The organism is Halorussus rarus (genome assembly GCF_003369835.1).
Lineage (GTDB): Archaea > Halobacteriota > Halobacteria > Halobacteriales > Haladaptataceae > Halorussus > Halorussus rarus.
This window is the reverse complement of sequence record NZ_QPMJ01000001.1, coordinates 957,894-972,899: the sequence shown is the minus strand read 5'-3', so window position 1 is coordinate 972,899 and position 15,006 is coordinate 957,894. Positions and strand designations below refer to the sequence as shown.

Annotated in this window: 19 protein-coding genes; 10 read left to right on the top strand and 9 right to left on the bottom strand. The window is 69.0% G+C overall.

Annotated elements, in window-relative coordinates:
- The first annotated feature begins 222 nt into the window (after positions 1-222).
- Positions 223-1,413, top strand: coding sequence for an AGE family epimerase/isomerase (locus tag DVR07_RS04910; RefSeq protein ID WP_115795638.1), 1,191 nt, complete (start codon positions 223-225; stop codon positions 1,411-1,413).
- A 46-nt stretch (positions 1,414-1,459) separates the two neighbouring features.
- On the opposite strand, the gene DVR07_RS04905 is transcribed toward DVR07_RS04910, so the two are convergent.
- The 4 genes from DVR07_RS04905 to DVR07_RS04890 all read right to left on the bottom strand — a co-directional run bounded on the left by DVR07_RS04905 (position 1,460) and on the right by DVR07_RS04890 (position 2,776).
- Positions 1,460-1,714, bottom strand: coding sequence for a BolA family protein (locus DVR07_RS04905; protein ID WP_115795637.1), 255 nt, complete (start codon positions 1,712-1,714; stop codon positions 1,460-1,462).
- Positions 1,715-1,808: 94 nt separating this feature from the next.
- Positions 1,809-2,003: a hypothetical protein gene (locus tag DVR07_RS04900; protein WP_115795636.1), complete on the bottom strand. Its 195-nt coding sequence runs from the start codon at positions 2,001-2,003 to the stop codon at positions 1,809-1,811.
- Positions 2,000-2,359 (bottom strand): HalOD1 output domain-containing protein, encoded by a 360-nt coding sequence (locus DVR07_RS04895; RefSeq protein ID WP_115795635.1) that lies wholly within the window; start codon positions 2,357-2,359, stop codon positions 2,000-2,002. Before DVR07_RS04895 ends, DVR07_RS04900 begins: the two co-directional genes overlap by 4 nt.
- A gap of 120 nt (positions 2,360-2,479) precedes the next feature.
- Positions 2,480-2,776: a hypothetical protein gene (locus DVR07_RS04890; protein ID WP_115795634.1), complete on the bottom strand. Its 297-nt coding sequence runs from the start codon at positions 2,774-2,776 to the stop codon at positions 2,480-2,482.
- A 123-nt stretch (positions 2,777-2,899) separates the two neighbouring features.
- Between DVR07_RS04890 and DVR07_RS04885 the strand changes: the two genes are divergently transcribed.
- The gene (locus tag DVR07_RS04885; RefSeq protein WP_115795633.1) at positions 2,900-3,343 is read left to right on the top strand and encodes a hypothetical protein; all 444 of its coding nucleotides are present in this window, start codon (positions 2,900-2,902) and stop codon (positions 3,341-3,343) included.
- Between the two features lie 145 nt (positions 3,344-3,488).
- On the opposite strand, the gene DVR07_RS04880 is transcribed toward DVR07_RS04885, so the two are convergent.
- Positions 3,489-3,764, bottom strand: a complete 276-nt coding sequence (locus DVR07_RS04880; protein WP_115795632.1) for a MarR family transcriptional regulator — start codon at positions 3,762-3,764, stop codon at positions 3,489-3,491.
- Between the two features lie 172 nt (positions 3,765-3,936).
- On the opposite strand from DVR07_RS04880, the gene pan1 reads away from it, so the two are divergent.
- Positions 3,937-5,151, top strand: a complete 1,215-nt coding sequence (gene pan1, locus DVR07_RS04875; RefSeq protein ID WP_115795631.1) for a proteasome-activating nucleotidase Pan1 — start codon at positions 3,937-3,939, stop codon at positions 5,149-5,151.
- A 132-nt stretch (positions 5,152-5,283) separates the two neighbouring features.
- Here the strand turns inward: pan1 and DVR07_RS04870 are convergent, their stop codons facing one another.
- The 3 genes from DVR07_RS04870 to DVR07_RS04865 form a co-directional block, all read right to left on the bottom strand.
- Positions 5,284-6,285, bottom strand: a complete 1,002-nt coding sequence (locus DVR07_RS04870) for a bile acid:sodium symporter family protein (RefSeq protein WP_115795630.1) — start codon at positions 6,283-6,285, stop codon at positions 5,284-5,286.
- Positions 6,286-6,464: 179 nt separating this feature from the next.
- Positions 6,465-6,602, bottom strand: coding sequence for a hypothetical protein (locus DVR07_RS21985; RefSeq protein WP_165881728.1), 138 nt, complete (start codon positions 6,600-6,602; stop codon positions 6,465-6,467).
- Positions 6,603-6,673: 71 nt separating this feature from the next.
- Entirely contained in the window at positions 6,674-6,871 is a 198-nt protein-coding gene (locus DVR07_RS04865; RefSeq protein WP_115795629.1) for a DUF5800 family protein, read from the bottom strand.
- 114 nt (positions 6,872-6,985) lie between these two features.
- Here DVR07_RS04865 and DVR07_RS04860 point away from each other — a divergent pair, with 114 nt between their 5' ends.
- From DVR07_RS04860 to DVR07_RS04830, 7 genes are all read left to right on the top strand, one after another.
- A complete protein-coding gene (locus DVR07_RS04860) occupies positions 6,986-8,239 on the top strand; it encodes a polymer-forming cytoskeletal protein (protein ID WP_115795628.1) in 1,254 nt (417 codons plus the stop codon).
- A 208-nt stretch (positions 8,240-8,447) separates the two neighbouring features.
- Positions 8,448-9,299 (top strand): electron transfer flavoprotein subunit beta/FixA family protein, encoded by an 852-nt coding sequence (locus DVR07_RS04855; RefSeq protein ID WP_115795627.1) that lies wholly within the window; start codon positions 8,448-8,450, stop codon positions 9,297-9,299.
- Between the two features lie 2 nt (positions 9,300-9,301).
- Positions 9,302-10,870, top strand: a complete 1,569-nt coding sequence (locus tag DVR07_RS04850) for an electron transfer flavoprotein subunit alpha/FixB family protein (protein WP_115795626.1) — start codon at positions 9,302-9,304, stop codon at positions 10,868-10,870.
- Positions 10,871-10,891: 21 nt separating this feature from the next.
- Entirely contained in the window at positions 10,892-12,559 is a 1,668-nt protein-coding gene (locus DVR07_RS04845; protein WP_115795625.1) for an FAD-dependent monooxygenase, read from the top strand.
- Positions 12,560-12,580: 21 nt separating this feature from the next.
- Positions 12,581-12,949 carry a hypothetical protein gene (locus DVR07_RS04840; RefSeq protein ID WP_115795624.1) on the top strand — a complete coding sequence of 123 codons (369 nt, stop codon included), beginning with the start codon at positions 12,581-12,583 and terminating at the stop codon, positions 12,947-12,949.
- A gap of 104 nt (positions 12,950-13,053) precedes the next feature.
- A complete protein-coding gene (locus tag DVR07_RS04835) occupies positions 13,054-13,785 on the top strand; it encodes a bifunctional helix-turn-helix transcriptional regulator/GNAT family N-acetyltransferase (protein ID WP_115795623.1) in 732 nt (243 codons plus the stop codon).
- A gap of 118 nt (positions 13,786-13,903) precedes the next feature.
- On the top strand, positions 13,904-14,686 hold the full coding sequence (locus DVR07_RS04830) for a hypothetical protein (RefSeq protein ID WP_115795622.1): 783 nt from the start codon (positions 13,904-13,906) through the stop codon (positions 14,684-14,686).
- Positions 14,687-14,758: 72 nt separating this feature from the next.
- Here DVR07_RS04830 and DVR07_RS04825 read toward each other — a convergent pair whose 3' ends face one another.
- Positions 14,759-14,968, bottom strand: a complete 210-nt coding sequence (locus DVR07_RS04825) for a dodecin family protein (RefSeq protein ID WP_115795621.1) — start codon at positions 14,966-14,968, stop codon at positions 14,759-14,761.
- Positions 14,969-15,006: the final 38 nt, after the last annotated feature.

Here is a 15,006-nt window from a genome sequence, read left to right as displayed (position 1 = left end):
GGCGCTTAAGCAATCGTAGGCCGGCGATACGGTCGGCGTCGCGCTCCCGTCGCCGTGTCGCGCTCGGAGTGACTGCGCCCACGCGGAGACTTCGAGTCGGCCGTAGTCCGGCGGTAACCGCGTTACGGACCGACTTCCACCGTTGGAAACTCGGCGCGGCGGGCGGTGGGCGCCGCCGGTACGACCGCCGGGATTTAACCGCGGGCCCGGCCACGTCCCGGTATGGCCGCGACCGTCTACCGGGAGCCCGCGATGCTGTGGCGGCAGGTCCGCGACGTGCTGAACTTCTACCATCCGGCGTGCCTCGACGACCGGTTCGGCGGGTACGTGGCCCAACTCGACGAGCGGACCGGCCACGTCTACGACGGCGAGACGAAGCACCTGGTCGCGACCGCGCGGGCGGTCCACAACTTCAGCCTCGGGGCGGCGCTGGGCGGACCGGACTGGTGCCGACCTGCGGCCGAGCGGGGGCTGACCTTCCTCGCGAACGCCCACTGGGACGCCGACCGCGAGGGGTACGACTGGCTGCTCGCGGGCCGCGAGACCGTCGACGACACACGGTACTGCTACGGCCACGCGTTCGTCCTGCTCGCGGCCGCCAGGGCCGTGGAGGCCGGGATTCCCGGCGCCCGGCGGGAACTCGACCGCGCGTTCGGGGTCATCGACGAGCAGTTCTGGGAGCCCGACCGCGGCCTGTGCGCGGACCGCGCGGACGGCGACTGGAGCGAGCTCGCCTCCTATCGCGGCCAGAACGCCAACATGCACGCCTGCGAGGCGATGCTGGCCGCCCACGAAGCGACCGGCGAGGCGGAGTTCCTCGACCGGGCGTACCGGATCGCCGACTCGTTCGTCCGCGAGGTCGCGAGCCAGACCGACGACCTGCTCTGGGAGCACTACACCGAGGCGTGGGAGCCGGACCTGTCGTACAACCGTGACGAGCCGCGCCACCAGTTCCGGCCCTGGGGGTACCAGCCGGGCCACCACGCCGAGTGGGCGAAGCTCCTCCTCGTCCTCGACCGCCACCGGCCGGAGGAGTGGCCGGCCGAGCGCGCCCGGGAACTGTTCGACGCCGCGACCGACTGGTGGGACGACGAGTACGGCGGCTTCTACTACACCGTCGAGGCCGACGGCGAACCGGTCGTCGCCGACAAGTACGGCTGGGCGGTCGCCGAGGCCATCGGGGCGGCGGCGCTGCTCTCGGAGCGCGACGACGACTACCTGGCGTGGTACGACCGGCTCTGGGCCTACGCCGACGAGCACTTCGTCAACCCGAAGTACGGCAACTGGTACGAGCGGCTCTCCCGGGAGAACGAGCGCGACGGGCCGAACCGCGGCACCGCGGTCGAACCGGGCTACCACCCGCTGAACAACGCGGTCGTCGCCATGGAGTCGTTCGAGCGGCGGGCCGAGTGAGTCGGTCGGCTGCTCGCACTCGCTCTCGTCGCTCACCGCCCGTGCGTTACTCGCCGTGCTCCTCGTACTCGTCGGGCGTGTAGGTCTGGAGTTCGAGCGCGTGGATGTCCTCGGTCATGTGGTCGCCGAGCGCGTCGTACACCATCTCGTGCTGGTCGACGAGCAGTTCGCCCTCGAACGCGGGCGAGACCACGACGGCAGCGAGGTGGTCCTCGTCCTCCGGCCCGCGCGGGTGCGTGACCGTCGCCTCGGCGTCCTCGATGTTGTCCTCGATGAGCTCCGCCACGTCTTCGGCGTTCATGGGTGCCCGTACGCAACCAGCGGTCAAATGCGTGTGGATACGAGCCACCGCTCCGGGCCCCCGTTGCAGGTCGTCCGTTCGAACGGGAGGGCGGTCAGTAGCCCCCCGCGTCCTCGAAGCACCGACCGCACCGCTCGACGTCCTCGCCGAGCAGGGCGTCGTCGGTCCCGACGGTCGTGACGTACCGGCGCGGCACGTGTCGGAGCGCGCCGCAGGCGGTCGACCCGCCGGTCGACCCGGGCTGGAGCCGGTGGAGCGTACCGGTGTGTTCGTTGAGCAGTCGCTTCATCTGTCCCGGAGGCTCCGTGGTACGTCCGCCGAGACCGGCTCGGCCACCCCGTCCGGTGCGATGGCTATCTCCCCGGTCGCGGCGACGGTCACCGCGCAGTCGTTGTAGCAGAACGACACCCAGCAGTCCCCGCGACCGGGACCGCGGGCCGTCGATCGGTACAGCTGGTCGAGCGCGTCGGGGTCGAGCGTCTCGAACAGCGGGTCGAGCTCGGTCGGCGCGGTGTTCGTCACCGCCGCGACCCCCCTGACGACGGCGGCGCTGACCGACTCGTCGCCCCGCCAGTCGTGGTGCAGTCGGTACGTGTCGGTGTCCGGGTCGAACGTGACACCGGTGTCGTGTTCGGAAGTCCCCATAGGTCATCCCCCACGACACGATTGTGTGCTAACTGTGGTCAATGTTTTTGCCAGCGACTAATTGATTGTTTAACGACGGGTAAACGCGACTACGGTCGGCGCGGTCCGCGGTAACGGATATTACCCGCCGGCGGGCACGATGCGGTCGAGGCGGCCCACCGTCTCGGTCTCGGGCTCGTCGCCGTCGAGCCCGCCCTCCACGCGCTCGACCACGGGATTGCGGTAGTCGGCGTACACGTTGATGGCGCCGTCGTCTACGTCCACCGTGAACTCCTCGACGTCGCCGTCCGGCCGCCAGACGCGAGTGACTTCGCCCGTCGCGTCGTCGCCGGGACCGCGACCACCCCGGGGCGACCACTCGACGCGGACGCGGCGTCCCTCCTCGAGGTCGTTCGGCTGGAACTGGTCGGTCGTCACGGTGCGTCGAACGGCGGCCGCGTCCCTCAATACTTCGGCCGCTCGCCGCCGTCGGCCCGCCGGGTCGACCCCGGCCCGGTATCGTAACAGTTGAGTCCCCCGAACGAACACTGCGCACCGTCGATGCACACCGTCGTCCACGGGATCGCGCTCGGAGCCCTCTTCCTCGCGACGCTCGCGGTCGGTATCTGCGTTCACGAACTGCTCCACCTCGTTCCGCTCCACCTCGTCGACGCCAGCTACACGGTCACCGTCCTGCCGAGCGACGCCGCGTCGGCGGCGGGGCGGCCCGGACTCCAAAACGTCCTGTCGGGCAGCCTCGTGCGCGTGGAGGTCACCCGCGTCCCGCCGGCCACGCCCGAGTGGGTCGTCCGCGCCGCCGCGCTCCTGCCGCTCGCGCTGGCGCTCCCGTTCGGCCTGGTCGCGGCGGGCGTCCTGGCGAATCCCATCGCGGCCGGCGACCAGGCGGGCACCGTCGTGCTCGTCGCCGCGACCGCGTGCGGCCTGCTCAGCCCGGCCGACTGGTCGGTGGTCTGGCACGGGCTGGCCCGGTCGCCGGAGTCGTAACGCGGTCCGACGCGATACCTGGCCGTTCAGTGAGAACGCAGATTCCGACGCGGTAGGCGCCGGGTACTTCGAGAACGGATCGGGCGCGAAATCGGTCGACTTGCCGCGGAACTGTTCGACCGACCGAACGCCGTCGACGGTGTCGCTACTCGAGGTCCAGCGTGTAGAGCCGCTTCCGGGCGTCCGAGAACGAGAACCGGGAGCTGACGACGCCCTCGTCGTCGAGCCGGTTCAGGGCGTACCGGACCGTGCGGTCGGGCAGCAGCGACTCCTCGGCGATCTGGCTCTGGGTCATCGTGTCGTTGTACTCGAGGACCTTCGCGACCAGCTTGGCGCTCGGCGGCAGGTCCCGGATCTCCTCGGTCACGTTCTCCCCCGTCAGGCGACCATTCTCGGGCCGTGCAGTTTCTGAAGCACTCATGGTACTACCCCTCTTTTGGATACAGCGTAATAATATTTCCCATTCAGGGATATTACTAGAGGGCATTATGCGAGACCTGGGGCGCTGTCGCGTCTCCCGGCGGATACGGGGCGTCCGACAGGTGTCACACTCACCCGAAGCCTCTTATGAGGGTGGGACCTAGAGCGTCGTGATGACCGACACTGTGGAAGACGTCGACCTCCCCTACGACGAGGAGAGCGCGTCCCAGCAGGACAAGATCGAAGCCCTCCAAGAGCGGTTGGAGGTTCTGGAGTCGCAGAACGAGGAGATGCGCGACAAGCTCCTCGACGCCAACGCGGAGAACAACAAGTACCAGCAGAAGCTCGAGCGGCTGACCCACGAGAACAAGAAGCTCAAGCAGTCCCCGCTGTTCGTCGCGACGGTGCAGGAGCTCACCGACGACGGCGTCATCATCAAGCAGCACGGGAACAACCAGGAGGCCGTGACCGAGGTCACCGACGAGATGCGCGAGGAGCTCGAACCCGACGACCGCGTCGCGGTCAACAACTCGCTGTCCATCGTCAAGACCCTGGAGAACGAGACCGACGTCCGGGCCCGGGTCATGCAGGTCGAGGAGAGCCCCGACGTGACCTACGAGGACATCGGCGGCCTCGAGGAGCAGATGAACGAGGTCCGCGAGACGGTCGAGATGCCCCTCGAGAACCCCGACATGTTCGGCGAGGTCGGCATCGAGCCCCCGAGCGGCGTGCTGCTCTACGGCCCGCCGGGGACGGGCAAGACGATGCTGGCGAAGGCGGTCGCGAACCAGACCGACGCCACCTTCATCAAGATGGCCGGCTCCGAGCTCGTCCACAAGTTCATCGGCGAGGGCGCCAAACTGGTCCGCGACCTCTTCGAGGTCGCCCGCCAGCACGAGCCCGCCGTCCTCTTCATCGACGAGATCGACGCCATCGCAGCCAAGCGGACCGACTCGAAGACCTCGGGCGACGCCGAGGTCCAGCGGACGATGATGCAACTGCTCAGCGAGATGGACGGCTTCGAGGAGCGCGGCGAGATCCGCATCATCGCCGCGACCAACCGGTTCGACATGCTCGACCGCGCCATCCTCCGGCCCGGCCGGTTCGACCGCCTCATCGAGGTGCCCAAGCCCAACCTCGAGGGCCGCGAGAAGATCTTCCAGATCCACACCCGCGACATGAACGTCGCCGACGACGTGGACTTCGAGAAGCTGGCGAAGAACGCCGAGGACGCCTCCGGCGCGGACATCAAGGCCATCTGCACCGAGGCCGGGATGTTCGCCATCCGCGACGACCGGACCGAGATCACGATGGACGACTTCGAGAGCGCGAAGGCCAAGATCGACGCCGAGGACGAGGACGAGGAGATCTCGAAGACGTTCGCCTGATTCGACGCGCCTGCTGACGACGCGACCCTCGTCGTATTTCGTTTCGTTCGCTTCGTTTCTCCGACTACTTCGACAGAATAGCGGCCGCTCCACCAACGGTGAGCGCCGCCGGGAAGAAGGAGAAGTCGGACGTCAGTCGCCGGCCGACGAACCGGGCCGGTTCGCCGACCCCGATTCCGCCGTCCCGGCCGGTTCGTTGCGCGAGAAGTACGAGGCCAGCGCCGGGCCGGTCACGTTGTGCCAGACGCTGAACAGCGCGGGCGGCAGCGCCGCCGCCGGCGAGAAGAACGCGGTCGCGAGCGCCACCGCCAGCCCGCTGTTCTGCAGGCCGACCTCGAACGCGCAGGTCCGGGCCCGGTCCTCCGGCATCCCGGCGAGTCGACCCACGCCGTAGCCCGTGCCGAGACCGATGCCGTTGTGGGCGACGACGGCCACGGCGGCCGCGGCGCCCGCCGACAGAATGGTCCCCTTGCTCAGCCCGACGACGGCCGCGACGATGGCGACGATGGCGACGACGCTGACCGCCGGGAACACGTCGAGGCCCGCCTCGGCGACCTCGGGGGCCTTCCGGTCGAGGACGTACCGGAGCGCGAAGCCGGCGACGACCGGGACGATGACGATCTGGACGATGCTGGTGAACATCTGGCCGAAGGTGACGCTCAGCTGCTCGCCGGCGAGGAAGACGACCCACGCGGGCATGACGACCGGCGCGGCCAGCGTCGTGACGGTGGTGATGGCCACCGACAGCGCCACGTCGCCCTTCCCGAGGTAGGTCATCACGTTCGAGGCGGTGCCGCCCGGCGCGGCCCCGACCAGGATGACGCCGACGGCGAGTTCGGTCGGCAGCGACAGCGCGACCACGAGGGCGTACGCCGCGACCGGCATGACCACCCACTGGGTGACCGCGCCGATGGCGACGTCGCGGGGCCGCTCGGCCAGCCGCCGGAAGTCCTCGGGTCGGAGGGTCAGCCCCATCCCGAGCATGATGACGCCGAGCAGCGGCGTGATGTACGGCTCGATCCACGTGAACGCCGACGGGGCGGCCAGCGCGAGCCCCGAGGCGACCAGCACCCAGACGACGAAGTAGCGGTTGGCGACGTCGCTGGCCCGACGCAGGGCGTCGAGAGCGCTCACTCTGAATCACTCCCGAATCGGACTGTGTCTTGCGATAGCATCTCGTTCGAGAGCTTCGAATCGAAAGTGATAGGTCTACCGGTCGAACAGTTCTCGGCAAAAATTCGGCCGACAGCGAGACGATACCGAGTCGACGCCGACGATATGCGACGTTTACGTACGGGCGCGACCGGAACGCGCTATCCGAGCGCGACGAACACCGCGTACGGCAGGAGGAAGAGCACGACGAACATCGCCAGCAGAATCGCGCCGTAGCCGGCGAACGTCCCGAGCGCGGTGGTCCACGAGGGGTGGTCGAGGTCGGCGGGCAGGTTCATGGTCGATGCGAGGGGCGGACGCCCCTTAACGCTACCTGAAGCCGACGGGGCGGACTCCGGCGACCGGATGCCTACCGGACGATGTCGCCGATGCGGCGGGCCTGGCCGGTGAGCTCCGGGCTCTCCTCGACGATGCGGAGTACCTCGTGGTCGGTCACGTCGAAGTAGGACTTGCCGGTCGCGCCCTCGATGAGGTCCTTCGAGAGCCGGAACTCGGTCCCCTCGTACACCACGTCCACGCCGTCCTCGTCGAACGCGAGCGTCGTCATACCCCCGCGTTTGACCCCGCCACTCAAAAACCCATCCGAACCGCGCCGGTCGGGACAAGTCTGCGCCGGATTGTCTGACGGAAGTTTATTAGGCTCGAACGGAAAGGAACCGGTGTGCCGCTTGGATCGGACCCACTGGACGAGCTCGCGATTCCGGACGGGACGACCGTCGAGGAGCACGACCTGGTGACCGACGGCGACGTCATCGTCGGCGGTCAGAGCACGGTCGAGTTCGGCGTCCGGGGTCACAACGTCATCGCGGGCGAGCGCGTGCAGTTCGGCGGCCACATCGAGGCCGAGGCCGACTGCCGGCTCGACATGTGGTCCGACGTCCAGGACAACGTGCTGGTCGGACGCGACGCCTACCTCGGCGAGCGCGTCCACATCGGCGGCCGCCTGATGGTGAGCGGCGACCTCGACATCGGCGACGACGTCGACATCGAGGAGGGGTTCGAGGCGAACGGCTGGATCGTCATCCGCAACCCCATGCCGACCATCGTGTTCGTCTTCGTCTACCTCCAGCAGTTGCTCCGCATCGGCGAGGAGGAGGCCGCCCAGGAGGTCGTCTCCGAACTCATGGAGAACGAGGACATCGAGGCCGACCCGGTCGTCATCCCGCGGAACGGCCACGTATCCGACGACTCCTGGCGGGTCTCGACCCCCGCGACCATCGGCGACGACTGCCGGCTCCACGGCAACATCCGCGCCGAGTCCATCGAGGTCGGCGAGCGCAACGACGTGTTCGGCAGCCTCCGGGCCCGCGGCGACATCTCGGTCGACGAGGGGACGGTCATCCACGGCGACGTGACCACCCGGAGCGGGACGGTCGAACTCGCCGACGACGTCGAGATACGCGGCGACGTCTCCTGCGAGGACCTCCACTTCCACGACGGCGCCGTCGTCGACGGGACGATGCGCGCCAGCGGCGAGATGTCGATGGTCCAGGGCGGGACCCACGAGCGCATCGCGGCCGACGGCGACGGGGGCCGCAAGCGGTTCCACGGCGACGACGCCGAAAGCGAGTCCGCGGGTAACAGCGATGCAGCCGACGACGGCGATACCGAGGCCGCGACCGGCGGAGACGGGGCCACTACTGACGACGAGGCCGCCGAAACCGACGACGACGGAAGGGGCGCCACCGAGACCGACTCGGGGGCCGACTTCGACGTCGACTTCGAGACCGGTGACGGTTCCGAGGCCGACGGTGACGCGGACTCTCGGACGGACGCCAGCATTTCGACGGACGTCGGCGCGGACGCCGACTCCCCCGCGGCCCCGGGCGGCGAAGTGGAGTCCGGCGCCCAGAGCGACCCGGAGCGCGAGGTCGACGACGCCGACCCGGCGGTCGAGTCCCCCGCCGACGAGTAATTCCGACCGCTCGAGGCCGCAGTTTCAGTTCTCGTAGCCCGGCCGATCTCCGGCACCCGGTGAAGCACTAATTCTACACCTTACAGCGATTTACTGGCCGATTTCGGCGCTTGCGGTACTCTGCAGTGTCGGGGATAATATAATAAACATTGAGGCTGAATATCCCATGACTCATGGGAGAGAGACTCACCCGCATGAGGTGGTATCGATGCACTCGGTAGTGCTGACGAAGGGCGTGCCGGACTTCCGCGAGGGGCAGGTGTCGTTCGACGAGGACGGCCACCTCGAGCGCGGTGCGACCCCCACCGTGATGAACCCCAACGACGAGTTCGCGCTGGAGGCGGCGCTCCAGACCAAGGTCAAACGCGGCGGCACGGTGAGCGTGATGAGCATGGGGCCGCCGGGCTACGAGAGCGTGCTGGAGGAGGCGATGGGGGTGTACGCCGACGACCTCTACCTGCTCTCGGACCGGGAACTGGCCGCCTCCGACACGTGGGCGACCGCGATCACGCTGTCGGCGGGCATCGAGAAGCTCGACGAGGAGCCCGACGTCGTGTTCGCGGGCTTCAAGACCGCCGACGGCGAGACCGGTCAGACCGGTCCCCAGACCTGCTGGTGTCTCGACCGGTCCATCGTCACCCACGTCATCTCCCTGGAGGTCGACGAGGAGGCCGGCCAGCTCCGGGCCAAGCGCCTGGTGGAGGGCGACGTCGACGAGATAGAGACCGTCGAGGCGCCCCTGCCCGCGTTCGTCGTGACCGACCCCGAGTTCGAGCCCTCGTACCGCCGGGCCGAACACCGACTCCGGCACAAGCGGTTGCGGGCCGAGACCGAGGAGCGCGTCGAGGAGTACGAGGACCACCTCACGTCGTGGAGCGCCGAAGAGCTCGACCTCGACCCCGACTTCATCGGCCTCGACGGCTCGCCGACCATCGTCTCGGGCGTCGACCCCATCCCGAAGGCGCCCTCGGAGCGCGAGGCCACGATGGTCACCCCCGACGACCCCGAGGGGATGGAGCAGGTGCTCGACGAGATGCGGCCGCTCGCGGGAGGTGACTGACCGTGGGCGACGACGTCGACCTCGACCCGAGCGAGTACACGGTCGACGAACTTGAGGAGAAGCTCGCGTCGGTCGAGGACCCGGCCGACCTGGACGCCGCCCTCGCGGCCGAGCAGGAGGGCGACGACCGCAAGACCGCCAGGGAGGCCATCCAGGCTCGCATCGACGAGCTGGAAGCGGAGACGCCGGGCGAGCCCGCCGATACCGACCACGAGGAGGAGTACGCCGACGAGGGCGGCACCGAGGCGCCCGAAACTGCCGGCGGCGAAGGCGATGGCGAATCCACCGACGACGGCGAGGTCAACTACGAGGTCGAGAACCACACCCGCGACAAGAAGCACGTCCGGGCGCTGAAGGGCGGCGCGTACGAGGACATGTGGGTCTACTGCGAGACCCAGCAGGGCGAACTCCTCGACGTGTCCAAGGAGATGCTCGGGAAGGCCCGCGAGCTGATGGACGCGTACAACGACGAGTACGACGGCGACGAGCGCGTCGTCGGCGTGCTCGTGGGCGACGAGACTGTTGCCGACCTCACCGACGAGGTCGTCGCCTACGGCGCGGACGTGGCCATCTACCACGAGGACGACCGTCTGGAGCGGTTCCGCCACAAGCCGTACACCGAGATCGTCGCCGACATGGCCCGCGGCGGGGCCGAGCCCCCGAACTGGGAGACCGGCGACCCCGGCACCGAACCCACCGCCGAGTGGCGCGACTACGACAAACCCCGGTACTTCCTGTTCCCGGCGACGAACAACGGCCGGGACCTCTCGGCGCAGGTCCAGGGCGAACTCGACTCGGGGCTGGCCAGCGACTGCTCGGGACTGACCATCGAGAAGGAGCTCGTCTCGAACCCCGTGAAGACGGGCGAGCCCGGCGAGAAGGTGGAGTTCGAGCGCGTGCTCCACATGAAGCGGCCGGACTTCTCGGGGTTCGAGTACTCCACGATTCTGTGTCTGGACAACCCCGGCCGGGAGTTCCACCCGCAGGGCTGCTCGGTGATTCCCGGCAGCTTCGACCCCATCGACCCCGACTACGAGCGGGAGGGCCAGGTCGTCGAACACGACATCTCCCTGCCCGACGACTGGTTCCGGGTCGAGGTGACCGAGTTCGACCGCCTCGACGAGGGGGTCGACCTCACCGGTCACGAGGTCGTCGTGGCGCTAGGTCGGGGCATCGGTGACGACCCGACCGAGGGCATCGAACTCGGCCTCGACCTGGTCGAGGCCTTCGACGACGCCGCCCTCGGCCTCTCGCGGGGCGTGGTGACGGCCTCCTACGACGTGGACGGCCACGTCGCCGACTACGTGGCCGAGGAGCGCCAGATCGGCGAGACCGGCCAGGTGGTCCAGCCGACGCTGTACATCGCGGCCGGCATCTCGGGCGCGGTCCAGCACAAGGTCGGGATGGACGAGTCCGACACCATCGTGGCGATAAACACCGACACCGACGCCCGCATCAGGGACTTCAGCGACTACTTCGTCGAGGGCGACCTGTTCGACGTGCTCCCCCGCCTGACCGAGTCGGTCGAGGCGGGCGAACTGACGATGACGGCCGAGGCGAGCGATGACTGACGACGAACGCGGAGGACAACGATGACTGACGACTACGAACACTACGAGGCGGTCGTCGTCGGGGCGGGTCCCGGCGGCGCCGCCGCCGCTGCCGTACTGGCGCGCAACGACGTGGAGACCCTGGTGCTCGAGCGCGGGGTCGAAGCCGGTTCGAAGAACGTGACCGGCGGGCTCATCTACGCCGAGGAGTCGGCGCCCTACACTATCGACGGGCTGTTCCCCGACTTCCGGGAGGAGGCGACCGAGCGGCCGGTCACCGACTACCTCCTCCACAACGTGGCCGGGGACAAGGTCGAGACCTTCGACATCACGGACCTCCACGACCACGACACCGAGTGGGCCGACGCCGTGCTCCGCCGGAAGATGGACTCGTGGACCGCCGACCGGGTCCACGAGATGGCCAGCGAGACCGGCGGCGGCCTGCTGACGGACGTCCGGGTCAACGGGCTGCTCCGCGAGGACGGCGAGATCGCGGGCGTGACCTGCGACGAACTCGACCCCATCCGGGCCGACGTCGTGATCGCGGCCGACGGCGTCAACTCCGAGCTGGCCCGCGACGCCGGCCTGATGGACTGGGAGGAGCCCGACGAGTGGTTCCAGGGCGTCAAGGCCGTGGTGGACGTGCCGAGCGACGTCATCGCCGACCGGTTCGGCGTGGCCGACGACGAGGGCGCGGCCCACCTGTTCTCGGGCGACCTGTTCGAGGGCGTCCGGGGCGGCGGGTTCGTGTACACCAACGACGGCTCGCTGTCCATCGGGTCGGTGTTCCACCTCGACAGCATCGTCGAGGAGGAGGCCGAGCCCCACCAGTTGCTCGACAACCTGCTGACCCATCCCCTGCTGGCCGACTGGCTCGAGGGCCACTACGACGAGGTCGAGTACAGCGCGAAGCTGGTGCCCGACTCGAAGAAGGCCGCCCACCCGTCGCCCCACCAGGGCCGACTGCTCGTGGTCGGCGACGCCGCCGGCCAGATGCAGGCCCAGGGCCCCATCATCAAGGGGATGAACCACGCCGTGAGCGCGGGCGGGCTCGCGGGCGAGGCGTTCGCGGAGGCCAAACTCCGCGACAGTCCCGAGAAGACCGGACAGCTGTATGAGAAGAAGCTCCGAGACGAGGGCGTGATGGGCAAGCTCAGGCCCTCGGGCTACCGGGCGGTCAGCGCGCTGGGCGAGCACGAGGCCGTGACGAACCTGGCCGACTCGGTGCTCACCTCGGGCGTTGGCCGGACCGCGGTGTCGCTGTTCGGCGGGACCCTGGAGCGGCTCTACTCCTCGCCCCGGCTCTCGATGCTGGTGCCCGACACCCGGACGCCGTACGTCACCCTGCCGACCGTCATCGCCGAGGAGCTCGGCGAGCGCGTCACCGGCGAGGCCGACTACGAGCCGAAGAGCCTCGTCGAGCGCATCGGGGACCTGACCTACGACACCGACGTGGGCAACCCCCACATCGAGCTCCGCGACGCCTCGGTCGAGGCCAGCGGCGCGGCCGTCACCGCCTGTCCGGTCAGCGCGAAGGGGTTCGGCGGGGGCTGCTACCGCGAGGAGACCGTCAAGACGAACGGGACCGAGGAGAAGCGGGTCAGCCTCGACACCCAGCCCTGCGTGGAGTGTGGCACCTGCGCGGTCGTCGCCGACACCGAGTGGGAGCACCCCCGCGGCGGGAAGGGCGTCGAGTTCAAGCAGGGGTAGGGCCGGCCGGCGCACAATCCAATGAGCGAGTACCGCGACCGAATCGACGACCTCGCGGCGCGCGCCCGGGCGGACCGCCGGGCGTTCGACCCGCCGGCCGACCCGCCGGACGAGGAGCGCGCCGTGGCGTACCTCCGGGACGGCGTCGGCGACGTCGTCTCGGTGTACGTCGAGGCCCGAACCGGCGAGTTCGCGCCGCTCGACGCCGACGAGATGGAGGGACTGGAGCGAGCGCTGAACGACTGGCTGGCGCTGTACGCCCGGTGCCACGGCCGGGCGGTCGACCCGGAGTTGACGGTCCGGGAGGTCGCCGAGACCGTGGTGATGGACACCTACGACCTGGTCGACGCGGCCCGGATTCACACCGGGGTGCCAGGGCGGGACGGGTGAGAGACCGACCGAAGTCGGGACCGACGCGGCGTGGAAACGTCTGACGGCCTCGTGTCGGCGTCACGGGAAGAGTTAAGTTCGCGGGACGTGTGTTACCATTAACCATGCAGTTCTCCGAGACGCTGGAGTTCGACCACGAGGACCGCAAGCGAATCTACGAGTACGTCGAGAGCCACGGCGAGGTGGACGCCGCCGACGCCCGCGACCGCCTCCGCGTCGACCCCGGCGGGTTCCGCCACCACGTCGCCATCCTGAAGCGCGACGGCTACCTGGCCGAGCGCGACGGGAAGCTCCGGGCGGCCTTCGACGAGGGCGCGGCCGAGGAGTACGACACCGACGAGGTGTCGTTCGTCATCCGGCCCGCGCGACAGGAGGACCTCTCGGGCATCGTCGGCGCCATCCGGGAGGTCGCCGAGCAGGGCAGCTACATCGTCGCCGAGAGCGTCGCCGACGAGATCGACCACGACGAGGCGCTCTTGCGCCACAACGAGATCGAGTCCCGGATGTTCTTCGTCGCCACGGTGGGCGAGGAGGTGGTCGGCTGGGTCCACCTCTACGCGCCGGAGCTCGACAAGCTGGCCCACACCGCCGAGCTGACCGTGGGCGTCCTCGAGGCCTACCGCGACCACGGCATCGGGAGCCACCTGCTCGAGCGCGGCCTGGAGTGGGCGGCCTCGAACGGCTACGAGAAGGTGTACCAGAGCGTCCCCTCGACCAACGAGGACGCCATCGGGTTCCTCGAAGATCACGGCTGGGAGACCGAGGCGGTCCGCGAGGACCACTACAAGATCGGTGGGGAGTACGTCGACGAAGTGATGATGGCTGTCGAGCTGTAGGCGCGGAGCGATTGGGGCCGACCTGGCCGAGGGCGAGGAGCTGGACGTCGGCCTCGCGCGGAATTGGTCGTGGCGGTGACACCACAAAGCGTTTAGTTTCCCGGACGGGACGCCGGGTATGAACACCCGGACGGTCGGTGTCCTCGTCGCGGTCGCGAGCCTCGTCGTCCTCGCACATCCCCTCTATCTCTTTCCCCACCACGGCGAGACCGCCTCCTTTCTCTCGCAGGTCGAACGAATCGGCGAGCGGGCGCCGGCCGAGACCATCGCCTACGAGGAACTGCCGCCGGTCGGCAAGGACCGCTTCGAGCAGGCGTTGGAGGACAACTTCTCCGAGGACGTCTGGAGCGGCGAACACGCCGCGGCCTACGAGGCCCTCTCCGAACACCAGTACGTGCGGTACCGCGGCGATTACTACCAGTACCAGTTCAGAGACGCCGGCGATTTCGGCGGGGGCATGCGGAGCATCCTCCGGATGGTCCTCTCGACGCTCGCCGTAATCGCGCTCGTCGTCGGCGTCTTCACGACCAGGACCGGGCGACGCCGACCGCTGACGCCCCGGCGGGCGCTCTGGATTCCGGTCGGCGTCTTCGCCGTGCTGGTGGCAACCGAGTACTACGACGCGGCGGCCGGCGGCGCGGTCGCTCCGCCGTCGCCGGTCCACCTGCCGGCGATGGCCGCGGCGTTCGTCGCGGCGTCGGTCGTCGGGTCCGCGGTCAGACACCGGGGATCGCTCCGTCCCCTGCTCCCGGTCGCGCTGCTCGTGGTCGCGGGAACCGGAGTCACAATCGCGACGGGTCACGCCTCGGCGGTCGGGGCCGGCCTCTTTGCGTTCACCCTGGTCACGACTCCGTGGTTCGCGCTCGGGTACCGCCTGACCGGGTCACCGAAGTCGACCTGATGCCCGCGTGTCGTTCGGTGTTCTCGTCGCCCGTCCGCTCGGTGCCCGGGCGGAAAAGAGCGTTCGCCGCAGTTACTGCTGGTCGTGGACCGGGAACGCCACCTCGACGGTCGTCTTGTACTCCTGAATCTGGCCGTTCTCCACGTTGGCGGTCCAGTCCTCGACCTCGATGCCGTGGATGTCGTCGATGGTCTGGCTCGCCTGGTCGACCGCTTCCTGAGCGGCCTGCTCCCAGCCCTCGTCGGAGGTGCCGAGCACCTTGATGATTTTCACTGCCGTCATGGCCGGTGACCGTACGACGTTCTCCGAGTAGCGTCTTG